Source organism: Mycetocola reblochoni REB411 (assembly GCF_900163835.1).
In the GTDB taxonomy this organism is placed as follows: domain Bacteria; phylum Actinomycetota; class Actinomycetes; order Actinomycetales; family Microbacteriaceae; genus Mycetocola_B; species Mycetocola_B reblochoni.
The window spans coordinates 63,091-87,485 of the sequence record NZ_FUKR01000006.1 but is presented as its reverse complement, the minus strand read 5'-3'; the positions used below and the strand labels follow the sequence as shown (position 1 = coordinate 87,485).

Here is a 24,395-nt window from a genome sequence, read left to right as displayed (position 1 = left end):
CCGGATCAGACCAGGAGCTCCGCCGTCCGGTCGGCCCGGCCGGCGCCCGAAGCCGCGAGGTCGTCCCACGCCGCGGCGAGGCGGCTTACCGCATCGCGCAGGACCTCGGGCGACTGACCGTAGGGGAGCCGGACGTACCGTTCGCTGCGCTGACCACCTGCGGCCGCGAAACGCGGCCCGGGGACGAGTCCCACCCCGTGTGCGGCCGCGGCGGCGCAGAACCGGGTCGAGTCGGGCGACGGCAGTCGCGACCACAGGTTGAGGCCGCCGCGCGGGCGCGGGACCTCGAGCGCGGGCATCAGCTCGTCCAGTGCCAGGCGCAGGGCGTCCCTGTTGCGCCCGAGCACGCTCCGGCTGGCCGCGAACACCTCGTCGCCGGCGTCGATGACCTCGGCGAGGACGAGCTGCTCGAACGGGGCCGCGCCGAGGTCGTGGGCCATCCTGGCGTGCACGAGCTCCGACCTGACGCCTCTCGGGGCCCGGATCCAGCCGACGCGAAGTCCGCCCCAGACGGACTTCGCCGCCGAGCCGACGAGCACGGTGCGCTCGTCGTAGCGCGCGTACGACGGTGGAACCGGCCCGTCGTCGAGGACGACGTCGCGGAGGGTCTCGTCGATGACCGGCTGGACCGCGTGGCGGCGCAGCAGCTCGGCGAGCCGCTCGCGGCCGGGGGCGTCGAGCAGCTCGCCCGTCGGGTTGTGGAAGTCGGGGGTGAGGAACGCCGCGCGGTGCTCCGCTCCGGCCAGCCGGGCCTCGACGGCGTCGGCGTCCCAGGGGCTGTCGCCGTGGGGGATCGCGGAGACGCGGGCGCCCGCGCCGCGGAGCACGTCGAGCAGATGCGGGTAGACGAACGCCTCGACGAGGACCCGGTCGCCTCGGCCGAGCGCCCAGCGGGCGGCGACCGCGAGGGCGCTCTGCGCGCCGGAGGTCACCAGGACCTGGTCGGGGTCGGTCGGCAGCCCCTGGGCGGTCAGCCGGGCAGCCAGCCGCTCAGTGAGCGCGGGCAGGCCGTCGGGGAGGTAGCCCGCCGTCGTCAGCACGCTCGGCATCGCGGACAGCGCGCGCTCGTACGCCGCGCCGAGGCCCGCGGGGGCGGGAGGGGCGGCGTGCGTCATCGAGATCATCCCGTCCGGCGCCTCCACCAGAGCGCTGCCGACGGCGTGGCCGAACGGCAGGTTGACGGTGCTCCCCGAGCCGCGGAGCGAGGTCAGCAGCCCGGTCTCGCGGAGGCGCTCGTAGGCGGTCGTCACCGTGGTCCTGCTCAGCCCCAGGCGTTCGGCGAGGGCGCGCTCGCCCGGCAGGCGGTCGCCGTGGCTGAGCCGGCCGTCGACGATGAGCCGTCGAACGCGTGCGGCCAGGTCGGCGTAGACGGGTGATGCCCAGGGGGTGTCGCCGATCATGTCGGCGAGCCGGGTGGGGGCGACGGTGACGGTCATGCAGTCCACCTTAGGTCGATTGGCTATTCAAAAGCAGTCCAATGCTGTCCCAGGATGGGGGCATGAGTTCGCAGCGCACCCCTGAGCCACCCCTCCCCGGCCCGCTCGGCCAGCTCCGTGAGGGGCGCCTGCCGCGCCGGCTGACGCAACTCCTCGTCGGCCTCGTCCTCTACGGGGTGACCATGGCGATGCTCATCCGCTCCGGGCTTGGCCTTGATCCCTGGGACGTCCTCCACGAGGGGCTCGCCATCCGGCTGCCGCTGAGCTTCGGCCAGGTGGTCATCGCGACGGGCGTCCTCGTCCTGCTCGCCTGGATCCCGCTGCGGCAGTCGCCGGGGGTCGGCACCATCGCCAACGTCGTCGTCATCGGGCTCGCCGCCGACGCCGGGCTGGCCCTCATCCCCGAGCCGAACGGGCTGGTCGCCCAGATCGCCCTGCTGGTGGGAGGGATCGTCGGCAACGGACTCGCCGGGGCCCTCTACATCGGCGCGCGCCTGGGCACGGGGCCGCGCGACGGCCTGTGGGTCGGGCTCGCCCGCCGCACCGGCCTGAGCACGCGACTGATCCGGACGGTGCTCGAGCTCACCGTGCTCGTGACCGGCTGGCTCCTCGGCGGGACGGTCGGCGTCGGCACCGTCCTGTACGCCATCGCCATCGGGCCCGTGGTGCAGCTCTTCGCGCGCCGGGTCGTCGTGCTGCCGCGGAGCGCACCCGCCGCAGTCGAGCCGCTCGGGACGGGCACCGGGACCGTCTGATCCGACGGCTCACGCCTCCGCGGTGTCCACGCCGTCGGGGCCGGAGTCCTCGTCCCACCCGGAGGCGAGCGAGCGCAGCCGGCTCGCCCTCAGCTGCCAGCCCAGCCAGAGCGCCGGCCAGAGGAGCGGCGCCAGCGGCCCGCCGATCCGCAGCTCGTCCCGGTAGAGCGTCCGCTCGGCGTCCCCCGGTGCGGGGGCGACCGCCATGCGGTGCCTCCACCCGCTCAGTGCGGACAGGGGCCCCGTCTCCGGGCCGCCGACGTCGGCGACGATCCGGACGCCGTCGGGCCTGTCCGACTGCAGGCGGATGTCGATCCGCTGGCGTCCGAGCGGAACGATCCCGAACGCCGACATCGACACCGTGGCCCGCGACCCATCCGCCCACACGGTCGGCAGCGCCGTATGCGGGCGCATCCGCAGCAGGGGGCCGTACAGCTCGCCGAACACGGCGGGGGAGCGCAGCGCCCGCCAGGCCTGGTCGGGGTGGACGTCGAGCACGGTTTTCAGGAGGACGCGCATACCGACCATCCTGGTGCGTCGGGGAACGGGCGGCACGGCTGTGCGGTAAACAGTCAGTGTGGCGATTCGGTACTGGCTTTGCGCCCTCCCCCGCGACAGGGTGCTGACCTCCGTCGCGCGCGGCGTGCTCGCCCTGCCGCTGGAGTTCCGCGACGTGATGGCCGCGGCGGGGGAGTCGGACGGCGTCGTCTGCTACTCGGCGAGGGCACGCGCGGGCGATCCGGAGCGGATCCAGGAGTTCACGGCGATCGGTCGGTTCGCCGACGCGGTGCCGCTACGGTCGGCGAACGCCTGGCAACGCCGCATCGACTGGGATCACGCCGCCGTGCCGGTCGGACTGCGACCCGTCGCCCGCTCGCTCGACGGCGCGGAGGACATGTACGCGTGGGGCCGCCGCCTGCGCGAGGGCCTCGTCGAGATGAGCAGGGGGGATTTCGAGGTGCTCTGGCGCCAGATGCGCCCCGACCCGCCGGACGAACGCCGCTACCGCTGACGGGTCAGCCGACCAGCCGCTCCTGCCGGGGGATCTCCCTGCGGACCCACGCGATCTCGTGTTCGGGGGTGAAGCGGCGCGAGCACTGGGCGCAGGAGGACCGCCGCACCGGCTTCCGGTGCCGGTAGACGGTGTGTCCGTTCGGGCAGGTCCCCACCCAGGGAGCGAGCTCGTCCGCGGTCTCGCCGTGGTGCAGCCGCGAACCGACGTAGCCGATGTCCGCGGCGATGCGCTGCCACTGGCGGCCGTGACCGGCCTCGGACCCTGCGAGCGCGTGCGCCACCTCGTGCAGCAGGATCTGGTGGATGTCGTCGTCCTCGTACCGGGCGGCCAGGTACCGCGAGACGGAGATGCGGTGCTCGGTGTAGTTGCACAGCCCTGCGCGGCGTTTGGCGTTGTCGAAGTCGAATGTCCACAGCGTGTGATCGAGGTGGAGTCGGATGAGCGCGTCAGCCCAGACACGCACACGGGCGAGTTCAGCCATGGGGTCCAGGATACCCGCTGCGGTGGACCCCGACTCGGTCAGTCGTCGTCGCGGCGGGTGCTCGCGGCGTTGAACCTGCCCCACAGCAGGTCCCTGCGCTGCTTGCGCCCGCGCGGGACGCCGTTGTCGGCGTGCAGGGTCTGAGACACCTGGCTTGCGGTGACCGGGCGCGGGGCGATGTCGCCGTCCTGCGGGGGCGAGGATGCCTCCTCCGCTGCCGGCCGCTCGGGGGCTCCGGCAGGGGTGACGGGGGCTCCCGCGGTTCGCGCGGCCGAGGCCCACAGGGTCGCTGATGCCTCGGCGCCGCTGATGCTGCTCGGGTCGCGCGGGTCGTCCCTCCCCTCCCTCGCGTCGCCCTTCTCGTCGTCCCTGTGAGCGGTGCGGGCTGCCGGGCTCCCGACGGAGGGGGAGGCCGTGGCGGGGCCCTCGCCGTCGGGGGTCGGCTGTGCGGTGGGGGCGGCGTCCGCGAGATGGCCGTCTGCCGCCGGGGTGCCAGTGGCGGCAGGCAGGCCGGCGTCGGCGGCGGGACCGGAGGGCTCCGAGACCCGGTCGTCGTCCTGGCGCTCGGCAACGGTATCGGCCTCAGCCGGGGGCGGCGCTGAGCGGCGTCGGAAGCGCGCGAAGATCGGCTCGGGTGCGGGGTGCCGCTCGGAGTCGACCTCATCGAGGGCGATCAGCGGGACCGAGCCGGTCGCCGGGTCGCCGTCCTCCGCCCGCCGCGCGGCCGCTTCGGCCCTGGTCCGGGCGGGCGGGCGCTCGCCGGCGCCGTCGTCCTGCCGCTCCGATCGGGCCTGCACCGCGTCGACTGCGATGTCCGCGTTCGCCGCCGCGTCGTCGGCGAGCGCGAGCGACGGCCCGGACGGGCGGCGCATCAGCGTGATGGGTCCGCCGGTCGTGGCGAAGGACCGCGCCACCTCCAGGGCGAAGCGGCTCGCCTCGATCTGCTCCTCGTCGACGCCCGCATCCTCGCGCAGCCTCAGCGCGGCGAGGAAGTCGTCGACCGCCGCGGGGTACTCCCTCACCTCGAAGCTGCCCCTGCCGCGGTGCTGGAGTGCGACGGCCTCGAGCTGCCGCCAGCGGTTCGTCCGCGCATCGTCGGCGCAGAGGGTGAGCTCGTGCGCTGCCGTCGGGTGCTCGCCCCTGGCCTGCATGACCGAGGCTCGGAGGATGCGGGGCTGCAGCTGATCGCGCCTCACGCCGGTGAAACGGGCCAGCCTGACCGCCTGATTGGCCAGCTCGATCGCGTCGTCGAGACGGTCGAGGACCTTCAGCAGCCAGGTCTTCTCGCAGATCGCCGCGAGGCTGCGCTGCGCGCCCAGATCGTCGAGGCGTTCGCGCGCGAGCCGCTCGTCGACGGTCTCTCTCAGGGTGACGGCGTCATAGCCGAGGAGAATGCTCAGGATGGCCCCCAGGGGTGCGAACGGCGTACGGGACGGACAGAGCGAGCGTAACCCGCCCGTGACCGGCGTCGCCGAGCACCCGCGGCGATTCGGCAGACGGACCGGGCAACGCGGTGCTGCTAGCGTTGACCCGTTCGGGGCCAGACCGAGCAGCCCCGCGAACGCACGACTCTTGAGACCCGATTCGCAAGGAGTGCCATGTCTGCTGCACCACCCGCGTCCGAACGCCGCTCCTGGCTGAAGGACATCAACCCGACCGTCTTCTTCGGGACGGCGATCTTCATCGTCGCCATCTCCATCTGGGCATCCGTCGACACGGAGAACGCCGAGGGGGTGATCGGGGCCGTCGTCGGCTGGGTGTCGACCAACCTCGGATGGTATTACTTCCTCATCGTCACGGCCGTCGTGGTCTTCGTCCTCTACGTCTCGGTGACCAAGATCGGCGCGACCAAGCTCGGCCCCGACCACTCCAAGCCCGAGTTCAGCATGTTCACCTGGGCGTCGATGCTGTTCGCCGCGGGCATCGGCATCGACCTGATGTTCTTCTCGGTGTCCGAGCCGATCTCGCAGTACCTCGCGCCGCCGCAGGGCGACGGGGGGACGGTCGAGGCAGCCAGACAGGCGCTGGTGTGGACGCTGTTCCACTACGGCATCACCGGCTGGGCGCTGTACGCGCTCATGGGCCTGGCGCTGGGCTACTTCGCCTACCGCCACAATCTGCCGCTGTCGATCCGCTCGGCGCTCTACCCGATCTTCGGCAAGCGCATCAACGGCAAGCTGGGCGACGTCGTCGACATCGCCGCCATGCTCGGCACCGTCTTCGGCATCGCCACCTCGCTCGGCATCGGCGTGGTGCAGCTGAACTACGGCTTCACCTACATGTTCGGCTGGGCCGAGGGGCTCCCCGTGCAGATCGGGCTCATCGTGGCGGCCGTCGCGATGGCCACGATCTCCGTCGTCTCCGGCGTGAAGAAGGGCATCCGGCGGCTGTCGGAGCTGAACGTGATCCTCGCGATCGCCCTGATGCTGTTCGTCCTGGTCACCGGCCCGACGAACTTCCTCTTCGACGGGATCGTGCAGAACGTCGGCGACTTCGTCTCGCGGTTCCCCGCTCTGACGCTGGACACCATGGCCTATGACCGGCCCGACGACTGGATGAACGCGTGGACGCTGTTCTTCTGGGCGTGGTGGGTGGCCTGGGCGCCGTTCGTCGGGCTGTTCCTCGCGCGCATCTCGCGCGGCCGCACCATCAGGCAGTTCGTCGTCGGCGTCATGGTCGTGCCGTTCGCCTTCATCCTGCTGTGGATCTCGATCTTCGGAAACGGCGCGCTCGACATCGTCATGGGCGGGAACGCCGCCTTCGGCGAGACGGCCATGAACCTGCCGGAGCGGGCGTTCTACTCGATGCTCGACCAGTACCCGCTCGCCCCGGTGAGCGCGGCGATCGCCACCTTCACCGGCCTGCTGTTCTACGTGACGTCGGCCGACTCGGGGGCGCTGGTCATGGCCAAGTTCACCTCGCGTCCCGGCCCGCACGACCACGACGGCGCCAAGTGGCTGCGCATCTTCTGGGCGGTCGCGACCGGTGTGCTGACGCTCGCGATGCTCTCCGTCGGCGGCATCACGACCCTGCAGAACGCCACCATCGTCATGGGGCTGCCGTTGTCGGTGCTTCTCGTGTTCATCATGCTCGGCGTGTTCAAGGCGCTGCGCCTGGAGCGCACGCGCGCCGAGAGCTTCACCGCGAGCATCCCCCTGATGATGGGCGGACGCGGCGGCGCGGGGGCCGAGCGCGGCCGCTCGTGGCGTCAGCGCCTGGCCCGGATGATGAGCTTCCCCGGGCAGAAGCAGACCGCGCGCTACGTGACCACCGTCGTCGAGCCGGCGCTGCGCGAGGTGGCGCAGGAGCTCGCCGAGCGGGGCGCCGACGCGGAGCTGAGAAGCTCGCCGGTGGAGTCGTGCGGCATCCCGCAGGTCGAGCTCACCGTCCACCTGGCGCCGGAGCGGGACTTCCAGTACCAGGTCTACCCGGTCAGCTACCCGGCGCCGTCGTACACGATGCGCGACTCCGACGTGGCCGACGACTACTTCACGCTCGAGGTGTTCTCGGTCGAGGGCTCCCACGGCTACGACGTGGCCGGCTTCACCAAGGAGCAGCTCATCGCCGACGTGCTCGACCAGTACGAGCGCCACCTCACCTTCCTGCACCTGAACCGCAAGGCGCCGGGCCAGTCCGTGATCGTCGAGGACCCGCCGGCGCACGCCGACTGGGAAGCCGACTTCGCCAACGACGAGGAGAAATAATGACGTCAACCCTGTTCATCGACGGCCAGTGGGTGCCCGCCTCTGACGGCGGCACCCGCGAGATCCACTGCCCGGCCGACGGCCACCACGTCGCGACCGTGTCGGAGGCGACGGCGGAGGACACCGTCAGGGCGATCGCCGCCGCCCGCGCGTCCTTCGACCGTGGCGACTGGCGCACCACCCCCGCGGCCGCGAGGGGCGACCTGCTGCTCGCCTTCGCCGCCGCTCTGCGGGAGCGCTCGGAGGAGTTCGCCGTCGCGGAGTCGGAGGACACCGGCAAGCGCATCGTCGAGTCCCGTATCGACATGTCGGACATCGCCGACTGCTTCGCCTACTTCGGCAAGCTCGCCGCGGAGCAGGCGGGTCGCATCGTGGACGCGGGCGACGCGAGCGTCCTCAGCCGCATCGAGACGGAGCCCGTCGGCGTCGCCGGCCTCATCACGCCGTGGAACTACCCGCTGCTCCAGGCGGCGTGGAAGATCGCCCCCGCTCTGGCGGCCGGGTGCTCCTTCGTGCTCAAGCCGAGCGAGCTGACGCCGAGCACGGCGATCCTGACGGTCAGGCTGCTGACCGAGCTCGGGCTGCCCGGCGGCGTCGCCAACCTCGTGCTCGGTGCCGGCGCGGTCGCCGGAGCGCCACTGTCCGAGCACCCCGACGTCGACATCGTCTCGTTCACCGGAGGACTGGCGACCGGAACGCGGATCGCCGCCTCCGCGGCCGCGACCGTGAAGAAGGTCGCGCTCGAGCTGGGCGGCAAGAACCCGAACGTCGTGTTCGCCGACGCCGAGTTCGACGCCGCGGTCGACAACGCGCTCAACGCCGCCTTCGTCCACTCGGGGCAGGTGTGCTCCGCCGGTGCGCGGCTCATCGTCCAGGAGGACATCGCCGAGCGCTTCGTCGACGAGCTGGTCAGGCGCGCGGAGCAGATCCGGCTCGGCGGGCCGTACGACGAGGACGCCGAGACGGGCCCGCTCATCTCCGCGGCGCACAGGGACAAGGTCACCGCCTACGTCCAGGCCGGCATCGACGAGGGCGCCCGGCTCCGCTGCGGCGGCGCCTGGGGCGAGGGCGAGCTGGAGTCGGGGTTCTACTACCTGCCGACCGTGCTCGACCGCGTCACGCAGGGCATGTCCGTCGTCGTCGACGAGGGCTTCGGCCCCGTCGTCACGGTCGAGACCTTCACCGACGAGGCCGACGCGATCCGCATCGCCAACGACACCCGCTACGGCCTGGCCGGGGCCGTGTGGACCCAGGACGCCGGGCGCGCCCAGCGCGTCGCCAGGGCGCTGCGGCACGGCACCATCTGGATCAACGACTACCACCCCTACCTGCCGCAGGCGGAGTGGGGCGGCTTCGGTCGGTCGGGCGTCGGGCGGGAGCTCGGGCCGACGGGTCTGGCGGAGTACCAGGAGACCAAGCACATCTACCAGAACACGGACCCCCAGGTCACCGGGTGGTTCGCGGAGCGCGGGGAGGCGCGGGCATGAGCGAGAAGAACGTGCAGGAGTACGACTACGTCGTCGTCGGAGCGGGATCGGCCGGCGCGGCGGTGGCGGCGCGGCTGAGCGAGGACCCCGAGGTCACGGTCGCGCTCATCGAGGCGGGGCCCGACGACGTCGGCGACGACGCGATCCTCAAGCTGGACCGGTGGATGGACCTGCTGGAGTCCGGCTACGACTGGGACTACCCGATCGAGCCGCAGGCGCACGGCAACTCCTTCATGCGCCACGCCAGGGCGAAGGTGATGGGCGGCTGTTCCAGCCACAACTCCTGCATTGCCTTCTGGGCGCCGCGGGAGGACATCGACGAGTGGGAGCAGCGCTTCGGCGCGACCGGCTGGAACTCGGACATGGCCTACCGGCTGTACAAGAAGCTCGAGACGAACGAGGACGCCGGCCCCGACGCCCCGCACCACGGTGACTCCGGGCCGGTCCACCTGATGAACGTCCCGGCGAAGGACCCCTGCGGCGTGGCGCTGCTCGAGGCGTGCGAGCAGGCGGGCATCCCCCGCGTGCACTTCAACACCGGCGAGACCGTCGTCAACGGCGCGAGCTTCTTCCAGATCAACCGGCAGGCCGACGGCACGCGCGCCTCGTCCTCCGTCTCCTACATCCACCCGATCCGGCAGCGGCCGAACCTGCACGTCGTCACGGGCCAGCAGGTCACCCGCATCCTCTTCGACGACGATCGCAGGGCGACGGGGGTGGCGACGGCCGGCTCCAGCTTCGGTGCGGGTGGCCGCATCGACGCCAGGCGCGAGGTGATCCTGTCCGCGGGCGCGATCGGCTCGCCGAAGCTGCTGATGCTCTCGGGCATCGGACCGGCGGAGCACCTGGCTGAGGTCGGGGTCGACGTCCTCGTCGACAGCCCCGGCGTCGGCGCCAACCTGCAGGACCACCCCGAGGGCGTCATCCAGTGGGAGGCGAAGAAGCCGATGGTCCAGACCTCCACCCAGTGGTGGGAGGCGGGCATCTTCACCACGACGGAGGAGGGCCTCGACCGGCCTGACCTCATGTTCCACTACGGCTCGGTCCCCTTCGACATGCACACGATCAGGCAGGGATACCCGACCTCGGACAACGCCTTCTGCCTGACCCCGAACGTCACGCACGCGCGCTCCCGCGGCACCGTCCGGCTGCGCAGCCGCGATTGGAGGGACAAGCCGCGGGTCGACCCGAACTACTTCACCGACCCGCACGACATGCGCGTCATGATCTTCGGGATCCGCAAGGCGAGGGAGATCGTCGCCGAGCCGGCCATGGCGGAGTGGGCGGGCGAGGAGCTGTTCCCCGGCGCCGAGGTGCAGACGGACGAGCAGATCGCCGACTACATCACGCGCACGCACAACACGGTGTACCACCCGGCAGGGACGGTGCGGATGGGCGCGGTCGACGACGAGGGCTCTCCGCTCGACCCCGAGCTGCGCGTGAAGGGCGTGTCGGGCCTGCGCGTCGCCGACGCCTCGGTCATGCCCGAGCTGACCACCGTCAACCCGAACATCACCACGATGATGATCGGTGAGCGCTGCGCGGAGCTCGTCTCCGGACGCTGAGCCCGCGCCGCCGTGACGACGCCCCGCCCGGTCGACCGGGCGGGGCGTCGTCGTCTCGTCGGGATCGCGGGCGCCCGGCGGTGCTAGCCGCGGACCTGGAACACGTTCCGCCCCGGCGGAGGGGAGGGGATCGCCGTCTCGTCACTGACGGGGAGGGCTCTGCCGATGAAGTCGTCCATCTCCTCGCCGGACACGGCCTTGGCCGGGTGCGGCCCGCTCGCGAGGAGCCGCGGGATGTAGTCGAGCGGAAGGGGGGCGTTCGAGCCGATGAGCACGACGTTGCCGAAGCGCCTGCCCTTCAGCACCTGCGTCTCGGCGAGGGCGGCGACCTCGGACACGACGCCCCGCAGCGTCGCGGCCTGGCCCCTGGCGAAGCGGAGGCCGGCCCCGTCGGCCACGTTGACGACGATGATGCCCTCGGGGGCGAGCAGCCGCGCCGCGAGCGCGTAGAACTCGGTGCTGGTCACGTGCGCGGGGGTGCGCGCCCCGGAGAAGATGTCGACGACGACGAGGTCGGCACTGCCGTGCAGGCCCGCGGGCAGCCGGTCGAGCACCTCGCGGGCGTCGCCGTACCTCACGCGGATGTTCGCGCGCCGGTCCCACGGGATCGTCTCCCTCACCAGGTCGACGAGCTCGCGCTCGAGCTCGACCACCTGCTGCCTGCTGCCCGGCCTGGTCGCCTCGATGTAGCGGGGGAGGGTGAGCGCGCCCGCGCCCAGGTGCACCGCGGTGATCGGCTCGCCCTCGCGGCCGATCTCGTCGATGACGTGGCCCATGCGCTGGATGTACTCGAAGAACAGCTCGCGCGGCTCGGCGGTGTTCACGTGCGACTGGGGGGTGCCGTCGACGACGAGCTGCATCCCCCCGTCGACGAAGCGGTCGGGCTCGACGCTGGCGATGAGGCCGCTGACGGACAGCCGGACCTGGGGATTCTGTGTCACGCGAGCACTCTACCCGCGTCGGGCGCCGACTGATCCGCGCGACATATACCGGACATCGCGGGGCAGGTCAAGGAAGGGGTGGACATCGCGACTCGCCGCGCATATAGTTGATGTTTGCGCTCCTAGACATCCCCCATGCCTTCATATTGCGGTCGGCCCGGTGAGCGAGGGACCAGAACAACAGGCGATGTTTGTCGCGCCGAGCGTTGTGGTTCCCGTGTTCCCCGGCATCGCGGGGCCCGCAGGTCACTGCGGGGTCTGGTGAGTTCTCCATTACTCATAGTATCGAGGCCCGACGGGGCCCCACGGAGGTTATTTCCTTGGCTGCTGCGCGCAACGCATCCACCAACTCACCCAAGAACGGCCGCGGGGCATCCCGACTGTCGTTCGCGAAGATCACCGACACGCTGACGGTCCCGGACCTGCTCGCACTGCAGACCGAGTCCTTCGACTGGCTGGTCGGCAACGACGCGTGGAAGGCGCGCGTCGAGGAGGGCACGGCCCAGGGCCGTGACGACATGGCCACCCAGAGCGGCCTCGACGAGATCTTCGAGGAGATCTCGCCGATCGAGGACCTCGGCGAGACGATGCAGCTGTCGTTCACGAGCCCCTTCCTGGAGCCGGAGAAGTACTCCATCGACGAGTGCAAGGAGCGCGGCAAGACCTACGCCGCCCCGCTGTACGTCGAGGCGGAGTTCATGAACCACCTCACCGGTGAGATCAAGACCCAGACGGTCTTCATGGGCGACTTCCCGCTGATGACCGAGAAGGGCACCTTCATCATCAACGGCACCGAGCGTGTCGTCGTGTCCCAGCTGGTCCGCAGCCCCGGTGTGTACTTCGACCGCACGCCGGAGAAGACCAGCGACAAGGACATCTACTCGGCGCGCGTCATCCCCAGCCGCGGTGCCTGGCTCGAGTTCGAGATCGACAAGCGCGACCAGGTCGGTGTCCGCATCGACCGCAAGCGCAAGCAGTCCGTCACGGTGTTCCTCAAGGCCCTCGGCCTGACCACCGAGGACATCCTCGCCGAGTTCAAGGGCTACGAGTCGATCGAGCTGACCCTGGAGAAGGACACCGTCCTCACCAAGGAAGACGCGCTCCGCGACATCTACCGCAAGCTCCGTCCGGGCGAGCAGGTCGCCGCCGAGGCCGCCCGCGCGCTGCTGGACAACTTCTACTTCAACCCCAAGCGCTACGACCTGGCGAAGGTCGGCCGCTACAAGATCAACAAGAAGCTCGGCCTCGACGCCGCGCTGACCGACTCGGTGCTGACCGTCGAGGACGTCGTCGCGACGATCAAGTACCTGGTCCGCCTCCACGCCGGCGAGACGAGCTTCAGCGGCGTCCGCAACGGCGAGCCGGCGAAGATCCGCCTCGACGTCGACGACATCGACAACTTCGGCAACCGCCGCATCCGCGCGGTCGGCGAGCTCATCCAGAACCAGGTCCGCACCGGTCTGTCGCGCATGGAGCGCGTCGTCCGCGAGCGCATGACCACGCAGGACATCGAGGCGATCACGCCGCAGACCCTGATCAACGTGCGACCCGTCGTCGCCGCGATCAAGGAGTTCTTCGGGACGAGCCAGCTGTCGCAGTTCATGGACCAGAACAACCCGCTGTCGGGCCTGACGCACAAGCGTCGCCTCTCGGCCCTCGGCCCCGGTGGTCTGAGCCGTGAGCGCGCGGGCGTCGAGGTGCGCGACGTGCACCCGTCCCACTACGGCCGCATGTGCCCGATCGAGACCCCTGAAGGCCCGAACATCGGCCTCATCGGCTCGCTCGCGACCTTCGCCCGCATCAACGCCTTCGGTTTCATCGAGACCCCGTACCGTCGCGTCGTCGACGGCAAGGTCACCGACACGATCGACTACCTCACCGCGATGGAGGAGGAAGACTTCATCGTCGCCCAGGCGAACGCCCCGCTCACCGCGGACAGCCACTTCGCCGAGGAGCGCGTCCTCGCCCGCAAGGAGGACGGCGAGGTCGACCTCGTCCCCGCCGAGGAGATCGGCTACATGGACGTCTCGCCGCGCCAGATGGTGTCGGTGGCGACCTCGCTCATCCCGTTCCTCGAGCACGACGACGCGAACCGCGCGCTTATGGGCGCGAACATGCAGCGTCAGGCCGTGCCGCTGCTCCGCAGCGACTCGCCGCTTGTCGGCACCGGCATGGAGGGCTACGCGGCCCTCGACGCGGGTGACGTGGTCACGGCGACCCGGTCGGGCGTCGTCGAGGAGGTCTCCGCCGACGTCGTCACCGTCCAGACGGACGAGGGCGGTCTCGACTACTACTACCTGCGCAAGTTCGAGCGCTCCAACCAGGGCAACTCCTACAACAGCCGCGTCATCGTCAACGAGGGCGAGCGCATCGAGGCCGGCGAGGTCATCGCCGACGGCCCCGCGACGGAGAACGGCGAGCTCGCGCTCGGCAAGAACCTCCTCGTGGCGTTCATGACCTGGGAGGGCTACAACTACGAGGACGCCATGATCCTCAGCCAGAACCTGGTGAAGGACGACACCCTCTCCTCGATCCACATCGAGGAGTACGAGGTCGACGCCCGCGACACCAAGCTCGGCAAGGAGGAGATCACCCGCGATCTCCCCAACGTCAGCCCCGACCTGCTGAAGGACCTGGACGAGCGCGGCATCATCCGCATCGGCGCCGAGGTCCGCCCCGGCGACGTCCTCGTCGGCAAGGTCACGCCGAAGGGCGAGACCGAGCTCAGCGCCGAGGAGCGCCTGCTCCGCGCGATCTTCAACGAGAAGAGCCGCGAGGTCCGCGACACCTCGCTGAAGGTCCCCCACGGCGAGCAGGGCACCGTCATCGCGGTCAAGGAGTTCAACTCCGAGGACGGCGACGACGAGCTCGGCTCCGGCGTGAACCGTCGCGTCGTGGTCTACATCGCCCAGAAGCGCAAGATCACCGAGGGCGACAAGCTCGCCGGCCGTCACGGCAACAAGGGCGTCATCTCGCGCATCCTGCCGGTCGAGGACATGCCGTTCCTCGCCGACGGCACGCCGGTCGACATCATCCTCAACCCGCTCGGCATCCCCGGCCGCATGAACTTCGGACAGGTTCTGGAGCTGCACCTCGGCTGGATCGCCAAGCAGGGCTGGAAGATCGAGGGCAACCCGGAGTGGGCGGTCGACATCCCCGAGCACGCTCGCGACGTCGCCCCCAACACCAAGGTCGCGACCCCGGTGTTCGACGGTGCCCGCGAGGACGAGATCGCCGGTCTGCTCGACTCGACGACCCCGACGCGCGACGGCGACCGACTGATCGGTGCCAGCGGCAAGACCGCGCTGTTCGACGGCCGCTCCGGCGAGCCGTTCCCCGCGCCGATCTCCGTGGGCTACATGTACATCCTGAAGCTGCACCACCTGGTCGACGACAAGATCCACGCGCGGTCGACCGGTCCGTACTCGATGATCACCCAGCAGCCGCTCGGTGGTAAGGCGCAGTTCGGTGGACAGCGCTTCGGCGAGATGGAGGTGTGGGCCCTCTACGCCTACGGTGCCGCCTACACGCTGCAGGAGATGCTCACCATCAAGTCCGACGACATCATCGGCCGCGTCAAGGCGTACGAGTCGATCGTCAAGGGCGAGAACATCCAGGAGCCGGGCATCCCCGAGTCCTTCAAGGTTCTGATGAAGGAGATGCAGTCCCTCTGCCTGAACGTCGAGGTCCTCGCGGCCGACGGCCAGACCGTCAGCCTGCGCGACAACGACGACGAGGCCTTCCGCGCGGCGGAGGAACTCGGAATCAACATCTCCTCCAGGTTCGAATCGTCGAGTGTCGACGAGATCTGATCCTGGCCACGACTAAGAATTCAGAACTTTCTTCCTGAGGAGAAGCATTGATCGACGCAACTACGTTTGACGAGATCCGGATCGGGCTCGCCACCGCTGACGACATCCGTCGTTGGTCGTACGGCGAGGTTAAGAAGCCCGAGACCATCAACTACCGCACCCTGAAGCCGGAGAAGGACGGCCTCTTCGGTGAGCAGATCTTCGGCCCGTCCCGCGACTGGGAGTGTGCCTGCGGCAAGTACAAGCGGGTCCGGTTCAAGGGCATCGTCTGCGAGCGCTGCGGCGTGGAGGTCACCAAGTCCTCCGTCCGTCGCGAGCGGATGGGCCACATCGAGCTCGCCGCCCCCGTCACCCACATCTGGTACTTCAAGGGTGTCCCCAGCCGTCTCGGCTACCTGCTGGACATGGCGCCGAAGGACCTCGAGAAGGTCATCTACTTCGCCGCGTACATGGTCATCGACGTCGACGAGGAGGGCCGTCACGAGGACCTGCCCGGTCTGGAGAACGAGCTGCGGCTCGAGCTCAAGACCCTCGGCGACCAGCGTGACTCCCGCATCGCCGACCGGCTGAAGAAGCTCGAGGACGACCTCGCCGCACTCGAGGCCGAGGGCGCCAAGAGCGACCAGAAGCGCCGCACCAAGGACGCGGCCGAGAAGGAGATGACCCAGCTCCGCAAGGGCTACGACGAGCAGATCACGCAGCTCGAGCGCGTCTGGGAGGACTTCCGCAACCTCAAGGTCGGCGACCTCAAGCCGGAGGACACCGTCTTCCACGAGCTGCAGGACCGCTACGGCAGCTACTTCGACGCCTACATGGGTGCCGAGGCGATCCAGAAGCGCCTGGCCGACTTCGACCTGAACGCCGAGGCCGAGGCGCTGCACCTGCAGATCGCCGAGGGCAAGGGCCAGAAGAAGATCCGCGCCATCAAGCGCCTCAAGGTCGTCCAGTCGTTCCTGACGACCGGTGCGAGCCCCGCCGCCATGGTCCTCGACGTCGTCCCGGTGATCCCGCCGGAGCTGCGGCCGATGGTCCAGCTCGACGGTGGCCGCTTCGCCACCAGCGACCTCAACGACCTCTACCGTCGTGTGATCAACCGCAACAACCGTCTGCGTCGTCTGCTCGACCTCGGTGCCCCCGAGATCATCGTCAACAACGAGAAGCGGATGCTGCAGGAGGCCGTCGACGCCCTGTTCGACAACGGCCGCCGCGGTCGCCCCGTCACCGGTACCGGCAACCGTGCCCTGAAGTCCCTCAGCGACATGCTGAAGGGAAAGCAGGGTCGTTTCCGCCAGAACCTGCTCGGCAAGCGCGTCGACTACTCCGGCCGTTCGGTCATCATCGTCGGCCCGCAGCTCAAGCTGCACCAGTGCGGTCTGCCCAAGCAGATGGCGCTGGAGCTCTTCAAGCCGTTCGTGATCAAGCGCCTGATCGACCTGAGCCACGCGCAGAACATCAAGGCGGCCAAGCGCATGGTCGAGCGCAGCCGTCCCGAGGTCTGGGACGTGCTGGAGGAGATCATCCGTGAGCGCCCCGTTCTGCTGAACCGTGCGCCCACCCTGCACCGTCTGGGCATCCAGGCGTTCGAGCCCCAGCTCGTCGAGGGCAAGGCCATCCAGCTGCACCCGCTCGTCTGCACCGCCTTCAACGCGGACTTCGACGGCGACCAGATGGCCGTGCACCTTCCGCTGTCGGTCGAGGCGCAGGCCGAGGCCCGCGTGCTGATGCTCGCGTCGAACAACATCCTCAAGCCCTCGGACGGCCGTCCGGTCACCCTGCCCAGCCAGGACATGATCATCGGCCTGCACCACCTCACCACGGTCACCGCCGGTGCCACGGGTGAGGGGCGCGCCTTCAGCTCGGTCGCCGAGGCGATCCTGGCGAAGGACCAGGGAACGCTCGACCTCAACGCGGTCGTCAAGATCCGCATGAGCGACGTCACCTTCGCCAAGGGCTCGGAGCCCGAGGGCTACGAGGGCGGTGTCGTCACCGTCGAGACCACCCTCGGTCGTGCGCTGTTCAACGAGGCACTGCCGGAGGGCTACCCCTACGTCGAGTCCGTGGCCGACAAGGGCCAGCTGTCCGCGATCGTCAACGACCTCGCGGAGCGCTACCCCAAGGTCGAGGTCGCGGCGACGCTCGACCGCATCAAGGACGCCGGGTTCTACTGGGCGACCCGAAGCGGTGTGACCGTCGCACTGAGCGACGTCCTCACCCCGCCGAACAAGCGCGAGATCCTCGCGACCTACGAGGCCCGCGCCGCGGACATCACCTCGCAGTTCGAGCGCGGTCTCACCACCGACAGCGAGCGCCGTCAGGACCTGATCAAGATCTGGACCGAGGCGACCGAGAAGGTGGCCGAGGCGATGCGGGCGAACTTCCCCGCGGACAACACCATCAACCGCATGGTGTCCTCTGGTGCACGTGGTAACTGGCTGCAGATCCGGAACATCGCCGGTATCCGCGGTCTGGTGAACGACACGAAGGGTGACATCATCCCTCGTCCGATCATCTCCTCGTACCGTGAGGGACTGTCCGTCGCCGAGTACTTCATCGCCACCCACGGTGCGCGCAAGGGTCTCGCCGACACGGCTCTGCGAACGGCGGACTCGGGCTACCTGACGCGTCGACTCGTCGACGTCTCCCAGGATGTCATCATCCGTGAAGACGACTGCGGCACGACCAAGGGCCTGGCCATGCCGATCGCCGCCGTCAACGACCAGGGTGTCCTGGTCCGCGACGCGAACGTCGAGAACTCGGTGTTCGCCCGCTCGCTCGCGGCCCCGGCCGTCGACGCGAACGGAACGGTCATCGCCGAGGCCGGTGCGGACGTCGGAGACGTCCTCATCGACGAGCTCGTCGCCGCGGGCGTCGAGGAGATCAAGGTCCGCTCCGTGCTGACCTGCGAGTCCGCCGTCGGCGTCTGCGCCGCCTGCTACGGCCGTTCGCTCGCGACCGGTCAGCTCGTCGACATCGGTGAGGCCGTGGGAATCATCGCGGCCCAGTCGATCGGTGAGCCCGGAACGCAGCTGACGATGCGTACCTTCCACACCGGTGGATCGGCGTCGGCGGATGACATCACGCAGGGTCTTCCCCGCGTCCAGGAGCTGTTCGAGGCGCGCACCCCCAAGGGCGCGACCCCGATCGTCGAGGCCGCCGGCCGCGTCACGATCGAGGACACGGACAAGAGCCGCAAGGTCATCCTGACCCCCGACAACGGCGACGAGGCGATCGTCTACCCCGTGCTCAAGCGTGCGACCCTCCTCATCGAGGACGGGCAGCACGTCGAGCTCGGCCAGCCGCTGCACGTCGGTGCCGTGGACCCGAAGGAGGTCCTGCGCGTGCAGGGCGTCCGTGCGGTCCAGAAGCACCTCGTCGGTGGTGTGCAGGGCGTCTACCGCTCGCAGGGTGTGCCGATCCACGACAAGCACATCGAGGTCATCGTCCGTCAGATGCTCCGCAAGGTGACCGTGGTCGACCACGGAGACACCGATCTTCTGCCCGGCGAGCTGGTCGACCGTTCGCGGTACAACCTGCTCAACCGCGAGGCGCTCACCGACGGCAAGCGCACCGCGAGCGCCCGCCAGGAGGTCATGGGCATCACGAAGGCCTCGCTCGCGACCGAGTCGTGGCTGTCGGCCGCGTCCTTCCAGGAGACGACCCGCGTGCTGACGCAGGCCGCCATGGAGGGCAAGCGCGATCCGCTGGTCGGGCTGAAGGAGAACGTCATCATCGGAAAGCTCATCCCCGCCGGTACGGGCCTGTCCCAGTACCGGAACGTGAGTGTCGAGGCGACGGAGGAGGCGAAGGCGGAGCGGTACCCGAACCGCATCTTCGCGTCCGACGGTGCCTTCGATGAGAACGACCTCTCGTTCGTCGACTTCGACACCTTCGCCAGCGACGACTTCGGCACCGGCAACTACAGCTAGTCCGTCCGTCCACGACAGGGCCCCGCACCGTTTCGACGGTGCGGGGCCCTGTCGCGTCCCGCATGTCGCGGGCCGTCCCGGTACCGTATGGGTATGAGCTCACCCCGTTCCTCCGGCTCCGCGCCGACCCGGCGTTCACGACGCGCACTGATCGGTGTCGGTGCGCTGCTCGCCGTCGTCGCCCTCGCCGCGGGTGCGGTCGTCGGCACCGTGCTCGCGCAGCAGGGCCAGACCTCGGCGGCTCCGGCGACGGCGGCTCCGACGGCGACCGCCTCGAGGGCCGCGCCCGCCGACGCCGGGTCGGCCCGGCCGGTCGTGGTGATCCCCGAGGACTGCACTCAGCTCTACTCCCCGGCGATGCTCGAGTTCTTGACCTCGACGGGTCTGCCGCTCAACGACCCCTCCGTGTCCGGCTCGCTCGGCACCGATGACCCCGAGCTCCAGCAGCTCATCCAGGACAACCCGACGCTGCACTGCGCGTGGGGAGGCGCGGGGGAGTACGGCCTGAACACGAACGTCACCGTCGTGAGCCCCGAGACACAGGACGCCGTGCTGGCGCGGCTGGGCGCGCTCGGCTTCGAGTGCTCGGACGACGGGGACGGTTCGCGGTGCTCCCACTCGGAGAGCTGGGAGCAGGGCGCGGGCGGCGAGAACCACGTGGTCAGGGACGGCGTGTGGCTGGCAACGGACTGGGTCAACTTCGGGCCGACCAACTACACGGGAGACATCGTCGCGACGCTGTTCGGCAGCTGACCGGATCGCGCCGGTCAGGAATGGGTAGCGCTGCCCATTCTCAGGACGCGACGCGCTCGTTAGCGTGGGGCCATCGTCAAGAACAAGCCCTCGGGAGAGTCATCGTGTCCGCACCGATCGAGTCCATCGGAATCCGCTCGCGCATCAGACTGCGCGAGCTGCCGATGATCGGCGATGCGTTCCCCGGGGAACAAAGCGAGCCGCGGTGTTCGACGGCGGGCCGCGACGTGTTGTGCCCGGCGGCGGCTGAATCGCTGCGGCCGCGGTTCGACTCTGGCGATCGATAGACGACCGCCCCGGTGTCCATGGGGGTGGGCTCGGGGCGGTTCCCAACGTCGCGGACGAGTGGGGGCTCGGCGCGGCGGAGGATGACGGGGAGCCCATGCGGCTCCCCGTCATCGTGCGTCCGGGCGGCACGCCATCCGTCGGCGGGCCCGCCGCGCTTTCTGCCAGCCGCCGAGTCGGTGGTCGTGCTCGCCGTCCTCTTTTGTTCGTCGTCGTGCTGCTCGTCATCGTGTGCCTCGCCCTCGCGCGACGGCATGACCGTTGGCCTGGTGGCGCCTACTGACAGGGAAGGTGATGACTGCTCATCTTTCTGGCTACTATGGCAGCAGACTCACGCCCCGTGGGGGCGGAGCGGGCGAGAACGAGGGATCTATGACCGTGTGCGAGTATCGGCCGGCTGCGCCCGGCGAGTGGTTGCTTGTCGTCGGCGCCGAGCGGCTCGTCGCGGTTCGCGGCGCCGGGCCGGCCACGGCGGCGGCGACGGCCGCGGGTATCGCGGCGGCGACAGACCCCGCCTCGGTGATCGACGCACTCGCGCCGGGCGGAATCGCCACCCTGCTCGACTTCGTCATCGTTCTCCGCGACGAACGCGGCGCCCGACTGCTGCATCGTGGGGCGGGGCCGATCTGGATCCTGCGAGAGGCGCGGGAGCCCGAACTCGACGAGGCGGGTCCACTCATCGGGTGGGCGGAACGGCGCCTCGAGCCGCGGACCCACGTGATCGGTGGTGCGGCGTCGGCGGAGGACGCCGTGGGGGCGGAGCGTGCGGGTGAGCTGCTGCCGTTGGGCGATGGTGTCGCCTGGGCCTCGGCGTTCGCCGTTCCCGTCGGTGGAGAGACCGATGGCGACGGCGGGGGAACCGGTCGAAACGGCGACGGGACCGATGACGACGGCGGAGGGGCCAATGGCGTCGGCCGGGACGGCGACGGCGGCTCGGGCGGGGGGAGTCCTGGCGGAGGTCAGGGAGCCCGTTCCGGCGCGGCGGGACAGGCGGACGACGGCGGGAGGCGCCGCGGCCCGGCGCGCGATGGCGGGCCCGGCGGCAGCTCGGAGGGGATCGATGAGGATCTCGCTCGCACGCGCGTCGAACCGCTCACCCCTGCGGACGGTGTCGCCCGTGTTTCCGCCATCGACGCCCTCGCGGCGGAGGCCGTGGCGACGGCGCACGCGGGTGCACCGGTGAGCCCCCCGGCGGCGGAGGGCACGGCAGAGGACTCCCGCGCCTCCGCGATCGGCCCCGTCCCGGCGGACCCCGTCCCAGCGGATCCCGTCCCGGCGGATCCCGGCGCGGCGGATCCCGGCGCGGGCTCGCCCGTCGTGGACCCGCCCGTCCGTGCATCGCTGCGGCCCGCGTTGCCCGCCGCCCTCGACCGCATCCGGATCGGCGAACACGACGGTCGGACCCAGCTCGCCACCCATCTGCGAGCGGCCAGGGGCGAGGCGCGGCGGCGACTGGTCCGCGAACGGCCGCGGTATGCGCTCGTCCTGCCCGGCGGCGCGCGGCGGGTCGTCGACTCCGCGATCATCCTCGGCCGTGCGCCGAGCATCCCGGCGGATGCCGGTGGAACGCCGGCGCAGCTCGTCGTCGTCGGCGGTGACGACATCTCGCGCAGCCATGTCCGGATCGCGGCCGAGGGGGGCACGGTCGTCGTCACCGACCTGCACTCGAGCAACGGCACGCGGGTCCTCGCCGACGGCAAGCCCCCTCTGAGCCTCCGTGCGGGCGAGGCGACGCCCATCATCTCGCCGTGCAGGATCGACCTCGGCGGCGGCGTCGAGCTGCGCGTCGAGGCGGAGTGATGTCGCGGAGGTCTGTTCCCACGCCGCCGGAGATCCCCGGGCTCAGCTTCATCCGGCTGCTCGGTTCGGGCGGCTTCAGCGACGTGTACCTCTACCGGCAGGAGCTGCCCCGCCGCGAGGTGGCGGTCAAGGTGCTGAACGCCGACGAGCTGTCCGAGTCGGGGCGAGAGGCGTTCGTGGCCGAGGCGAACGTCATGGCGCAGCTCTCGGCCCACCCGTACATCGTCACCATCTACACGGCCGACGTGGCACCGGACGGGCGGCCGTACATCGTCATGGAGTACGTCGCGGGCCCCACACTCGCGCAGCGCTACCGTCGCGGCGGGCTCGGCGTGGCCGAGACGCTGCGCACCGGGGTCCGACTGTCCTCCGCGGTCGCCACCGCACACGCGGCCGGCATCCTGCACAGGGACATCAAGCCGGCCAACGTGCTCAGCACCGACTACGGCTGGCCGGCACTGACGGACTTCGGCATCTCCTCGGCGTTCGGCGAGGAGCGCGAGCGCGGTGCCGACGCGGTCGGCATGTCGATCCCCTGGTCCCCGGCCGAGGTGTTCGACGACTCGAGTGCCCCCGATGTCCGCAGCGACGTGTTCTCCCTCGCCGCGACCATGTACACCGTGCTCGCCGCGCGCACGCCCTTCGAGCGGCTGGGAGGGCCCAACGGCAGCGTCGACCTGATCTCCCGCATCGAGCGGGGGATGGTCGAGCCGATCGGGAGGGACGACATCCCCCTGACGCTCGTGGCCGTCCTCAGCAGGGGGCTCGCCCGTCGGCCGGAGGACCGATTCGCCGGTGCCGTCGAGTTCGCCCGTGCCCTGCAACGGATCGAGCTGGAGCTCGACCATGCGCCGACGCCCATCGACGTGCCGCAGGCCCTCCTCGACCGCGTGCCAGCGGCGGACGACCGCGTGGGCGCGGACGCGGCTCCCACGCGGGTGAGGTCTCCGCACGAGGTCCGGCCGGACGAGGCGCCCGACGCGGACGGCGCGCCCGTGACGCAGCGTACTCGCGGCCCGGAGCGGACCGTCTTCCGTGCCTCGCCGCCGCGCGTGGGCGACGAGTCCGGTGCCGCCGGCCCCGACGGTGACGACGGGGCGACGACGCGGAGGGCCAGGGGTGGGGGGAGCGCCGCGGGGCGCGGGGCCAACACGACGGCGGCGTCGCCGGGTGCTGCGGGTGTCCGCCCCGAAAGCCACCCCGTGCGGCGCGTCGTGCTGACGTCCGCGGCGGTCGTCGTCGTCATCATCGGATGCGCCGTCGCCCTGATCTGGGGTGCCGTCGCACCGCCCGCGCTGCCGGAGGTCGAGGCCCGGCAGGCGCCGACCGTGGTCGTCGTCGTCCCCGACGCCCAGTCGGGCGACGTCACGCCCAGCGAGGACGGCACCGAGGTCCGCTTCAGCTGGCGCAACCCCGACCCTCGCAGCGGGGACAAGTACCTGGTCAGGAGGACCGACGACGGCGGGGGCCTGGCGGAGCCTCGACTCCTCGACGAGACCTCGCTGACGCTGACCGATGTGAACCCGGAAGGAGAACTGTGTCTACAGATTCAGATCAATCGAAGCGGGCGCCTGTCGGCGGAACCGTTGACCATGTGCCTGTGAGCCAGGCGCGGACCACCCGTGCGGCGACGCGGCCGCGCATCGAGTTCCTCGACGAGTGGTACGAGGCGCGCGAGGGGGAGACCTTCTACATCGGCAGGGAGGCCGACCTCGTCATCGACGAGAACCCGTTCCTGCACCGGCGGTTCCTCGCCATCGGGGAGGAGGGCGGACTGTGGTGGCTGAGCAACATCGGCACGCTGCTCTCGGCGACGGTGACCGACGCCTCGGGGCAGGTGCAGGCCTGGCTCGCGCCGGGTGCCCGGCTGCCCCTCGTCTTCCCCGTCCTGCACGTGCTGTTCAGCGCCGGGTCGACGACGTACGAGTTCAGCGTCCACGGCGGTAGCGACTACTTCAGCGCCAACGCGCACGCGCCGCAGGCGGTCGGGACGACGACGGTCGGCCCCGTGCACCTGACCTCGAGCCAGCGGTTGCTCGTCGTGGCCCTCGCCGAGAGCGTTCTCACGCAGCCCAGCCCTGGCCGGGGCGAGATCCCGCCGTCGGCGGTCGCGGCCGCGCGTCTCGGATGGACCCAGACGGCGTTCAACCGGAAGCTCGACAACGTGTGCGAGAAGCTCGACCGGCTCGGTGTGCGAGGGCTGAGGGGAGGGGCGGGCCGGATCGCGACCGGGCGGAGGGCCCGTCTGGTCGAGTACGCCGTGTCGACGAGGCTCGTGGGCGTCGAGGACCTCGCGCTGCTGCCGTCGGCGGCCGACGGCGTCGCCGTCGGCGACGCGGCTGAGACGCGGGGAGGCGGCGACGGGCCCGACCGCGAGCCATGCTGAGGTTTTCTCGTGTTACCGTGGCGTCGGGAGCCGTCGGGGGACGGCCCCG

The 24,395-nt window shown here is 70.5% G+C and carries 16 protein-coding genes; 11 read left to right on the top strand and 5 right to left on the bottom strand.

What is annotated here, in order from left to right; genetic code table 11:
* Positions 1 to 5: 5 nt before the first annotated feature.
* On the bottom strand, positions 6 to 1,436 hold the full coding sequence (gene yczR, locus FM119_RS01145; protein ID WP_087135861.1) for a MocR-like transcription factor YczR: 1,431 nt from the start codon (positions 1,434 to 1,436) through the stop codon (positions 6 to 8).
* Positions 1,437 to 1,498: 62 nt separating this feature from the next.
* Here yczR and yczE point away from each other — a divergent pair, with 62 nt between their 5' ends.
* Positions 1,499 to 2,191: a membrane protein YczE gene (gene yczE / locus FM119_RS01140; RefSeq protein ID WP_087135860.1), complete on the top strand. Its 693-nt coding sequence runs from the start codon at positions 1,499 to 1,501 to the stop codon at positions 2,189 to 2,191.
* A 9-nt stretch (positions 2,192 to 2,200) separates the two neighbouring features.
* Here the strand turns inward: yczE and FM119_RS01135 are convergent, their stop codons facing one another.
* Entirely contained in the window at positions 2,201 to 2,710 is a 510-nt protein-coding gene (locus FM119_RS01135; RefSeq protein ID WP_087135859.1) for a hypothetical protein, read from the bottom strand.
* Positions 2,711 to 2,768: 58 nt separating this feature from the next.
* Between FM119_RS01135 and FM119_RS01130 the strand changes: the two genes are divergently transcribed.
* Complete coding sequence (locus tag FM119_RS01130) at positions 2,769 to 3,203, top strand: EVE domain-containing protein (RefSeq protein WP_143822589.1); 435 nt, start codon at positions 2,769 to 2,771, stop codon at positions 3,201 to 3,203.
* 4 nt (positions 3,204 to 3,207) lie between these two features.
* Here the strand turns inward: FM119_RS01130 and FM119_RS01125 are convergent, their stop codons facing one another.
* The gene (locus tag FM119_RS01125) at positions 3,208 to 3,687 is read right to left on the bottom strand and encodes a SprT-like domain-containing protein (protein WP_087135857.1); all 480 of its coding nucleotides are present in this window, start codon (positions 3,685 to 3,687) and stop codon (positions 3,208 to 3,210) included.
* 38 nt (positions 3,688 to 3,725) lie between these two features.
* Positions 3,726 to 4,883: a hypothetical protein gene (locus tag FM119_RS13780; protein WP_179205146.1), complete on the bottom strand. Its 1,158-nt coding sequence runs from the start codon at positions 4,881 to 4,883 to the stop codon at positions 3,726 to 3,728.
* A gap of 402 nt (positions 4,884 to 5,285) precedes the next feature.
* On the opposite strand from FM119_RS13780, the gene betT reads away from it, so the two are divergent.
* From betT to FM119_RS01105, 3 genes are read left to right on the top strand one after another with little or no spacing between them, the layout of a single operon-like run.
* Entirely contained in the window at positions 5,286 to 7,391 is a 2,106-nt protein-coding gene (betT, locus tag FM119_RS01115; RefSeq protein ID WP_087135856.1) for a choline BCCT transporter BetT, read from the top strand.
* Positions 7,391 to 8,878: an aldehyde dehydrogenase family protein gene (locus FM119_RS01110; protein WP_087135855.1), complete on the top strand. Its 1,488-nt coding sequence runs from the start codon at positions 7,391 to 7,393 to the stop codon at positions 8,876 to 8,878. Before betT ends, FM119_RS01110 begins: the two co-directional genes overlap by 1 nt.
* The gene (locus FM119_RS01105; protein ID WP_087135908.1) at positions 8,875 to 10,443 is read left to right on the top strand and encodes a GMC family oxidoreductase; all 1,569 of its coding nucleotides are present in this window, start codon (positions 8,875 to 8,877) and stop codon (positions 10,441 to 10,443) included. The genes FM119_RS01110 and FM119_RS01105 overlap by 4 nt, the downstream gene beginning before the upstream one ends.
* Positions 10,444 to 10,526: 83 nt before the next feature.
* Here FM119_RS01105 and FM119_RS01100 read toward each other — a convergent pair whose 3' ends face one another.
* On the bottom strand, positions 10,527 to 11,384 hold the full coding sequence (locus FM119_RS01100; protein ID WP_087135854.1) for a spermidine synthase: 858 nt from the start codon (positions 11,382 to 11,384) through the stop codon (positions 10,527 to 10,529).
* Between the two features lie 320 nt (positions 11,385 to 11,704).
* On the opposite strand from FM119_RS01100, the gene rpoB reads away from it, so the two are divergent.
* The 6 genes from rpoB (at position 11,705) to FM119_RS01070 (ending at position 24,346) form a co-directional block, all read left to right on the top strand.
* Positions 11,705 to 15,196 (top strand): DNA-directed RNA polymerase subunit beta, encoded by a 3,492-nt coding sequence (rpoB, locus tag FM119_RS01095; RefSeq protein ID WP_087135853.1) that lies wholly within the window; start codon positions 11,705 to 11,707, stop codon positions 15,194 to 15,196.
* A 47-nt stretch (positions 15,197 to 15,243) separates the two neighbouring features.
* Entirely contained in the window at positions 15,244 to 19,122 is a 3,879-nt protein-coding gene (gene rpoC / locus FM119_RS01090) for a DNA-directed RNA polymerase subunit beta' (protein ID WP_087135852.1), read from the top strand.
* A 93-nt stretch (positions 19,123 to 19,215) separates the two neighbouring features.
* The gene (locus tag FM119_RS01085) at positions 19,216 to 19,875 is read left to right on the top strand and encodes a hypothetical protein (RefSeq protein WP_087135851.1); all 660 of its coding nucleotides are present in this window, start codon (positions 19,216 to 19,218) and stop codon (positions 19,873 to 19,875) included.
* Between the two features lie 657 nt (positions 19,876 to 20,532).
* Positions 20,533 to 21,960, top strand: a complete 1,428-nt coding sequence (locus tag FM119_RS01080) for an FHA domain-containing protein (RefSeq protein WP_179205145.1) — start codon at positions 20,533 to 20,535, stop codon at positions 21,958 to 21,960.
* Positions 21,960 to 23,564, top strand: coding sequence for a serine/threonine-protein kinase (locus FM119_RS01075; RefSeq protein ID WP_087135849.1), 1,605 nt, complete (start codon positions 21,960 to 21,962; stop codon positions 23,562 to 23,564). Before FM119_RS01080 ends, FM119_RS01075 begins: the two co-directional genes overlap by 1 nt.
* Positions 23,561 to 24,346: a hypothetical protein gene (locus tag FM119_RS01070; protein WP_245827165.1), complete on the top strand. Its 786-nt coding sequence runs from the start codon at positions 23,561 to 23,563 to the stop codon at positions 24,344 to 24,346. The genes FM119_RS01075 and FM119_RS01070 overlap by 4 nt, the downstream gene beginning before the upstream one ends.
* The last annotated feature ends 49 nt before the right edge of the window (positions 24,347 to 24,395 follow it).

What these genes read in the sequence shown, in the direction of transcription:
- FM119_RS01075 (WP_087135849.1), top strand. Translation starts at nt 21,960, where the DNA reads ATGTCGCGGAGGTCTGTTCCCACGCCGCCGGAGATCCCCGGGCTCAGC.
- yczE (WP_087135860.1), top strand. Translation starts at nt 1,499, where the DNA reads ATGAGTTCGCAGCGCACCCCTGAGCCACCCCTCCCCGGCCCGCTCGGC.
- FM119_RS01125 (WP_087135857.1), bottom strand. Translation starts at nt 3,687, where the DNA reads ATGGCTGAACTCGCCCGTGTGCGTGTCTGGGCTGACGCGCTCATCCGA.
- FM119_RS01105 (WP_087135908.1), top strand. Translation starts at nt 8,875, where the DNA reads ATGAGCGAGAAGAACGTGCAGGAGTACGACTACGTCGTCGTCGGAGCG.
- FM119_RS01110 (WP_087135855.1), top strand. Translation starts at nt 7,391, where the DNA reads ATGACGTCAACCCTGTTCATCGACGGCCAGTGGGTGCCCGCCTCTGAC.
- FM119_RS01135 (WP_087135859.1), bottom strand. Translation starts at nt 2,710, where the DNA reads ATGCGCGTCCTCCTGAAAACCGTGCTCGACGTCCACCCCGACCAGGCC.
- FM119_RS01085 (WP_087135851.1), top strand. Translation starts at nt 19,216, where the DNA reads ATGAGCTCACCCCGTTCCTCCGGCTCCGCGCCGACCCGGCGTTCACGA.
- yczR (WP_087135861.1), bottom strand. Translation starts at nt 1,436, where the DNA reads ATGACCGTCACCGTCGCCCCCACCCGGCTCGCCGACATGATCGGCGAC.
- FM119_RS01080 (WP_179205145.1), top strand. Translation starts at nt 20,533, where the DNA reads ATGACCGTGTGCGAGTATCGGCCGGCTGCGCCCGGCGAGTGGTTGCTT.
- betT (WP_087135856.1), top strand. Translation starts at nt 5,286, where the DNA reads ATGTCTGCTGCACCACCCGCGTCCGAACGCCGCTCCTGGCTGAAGGAC.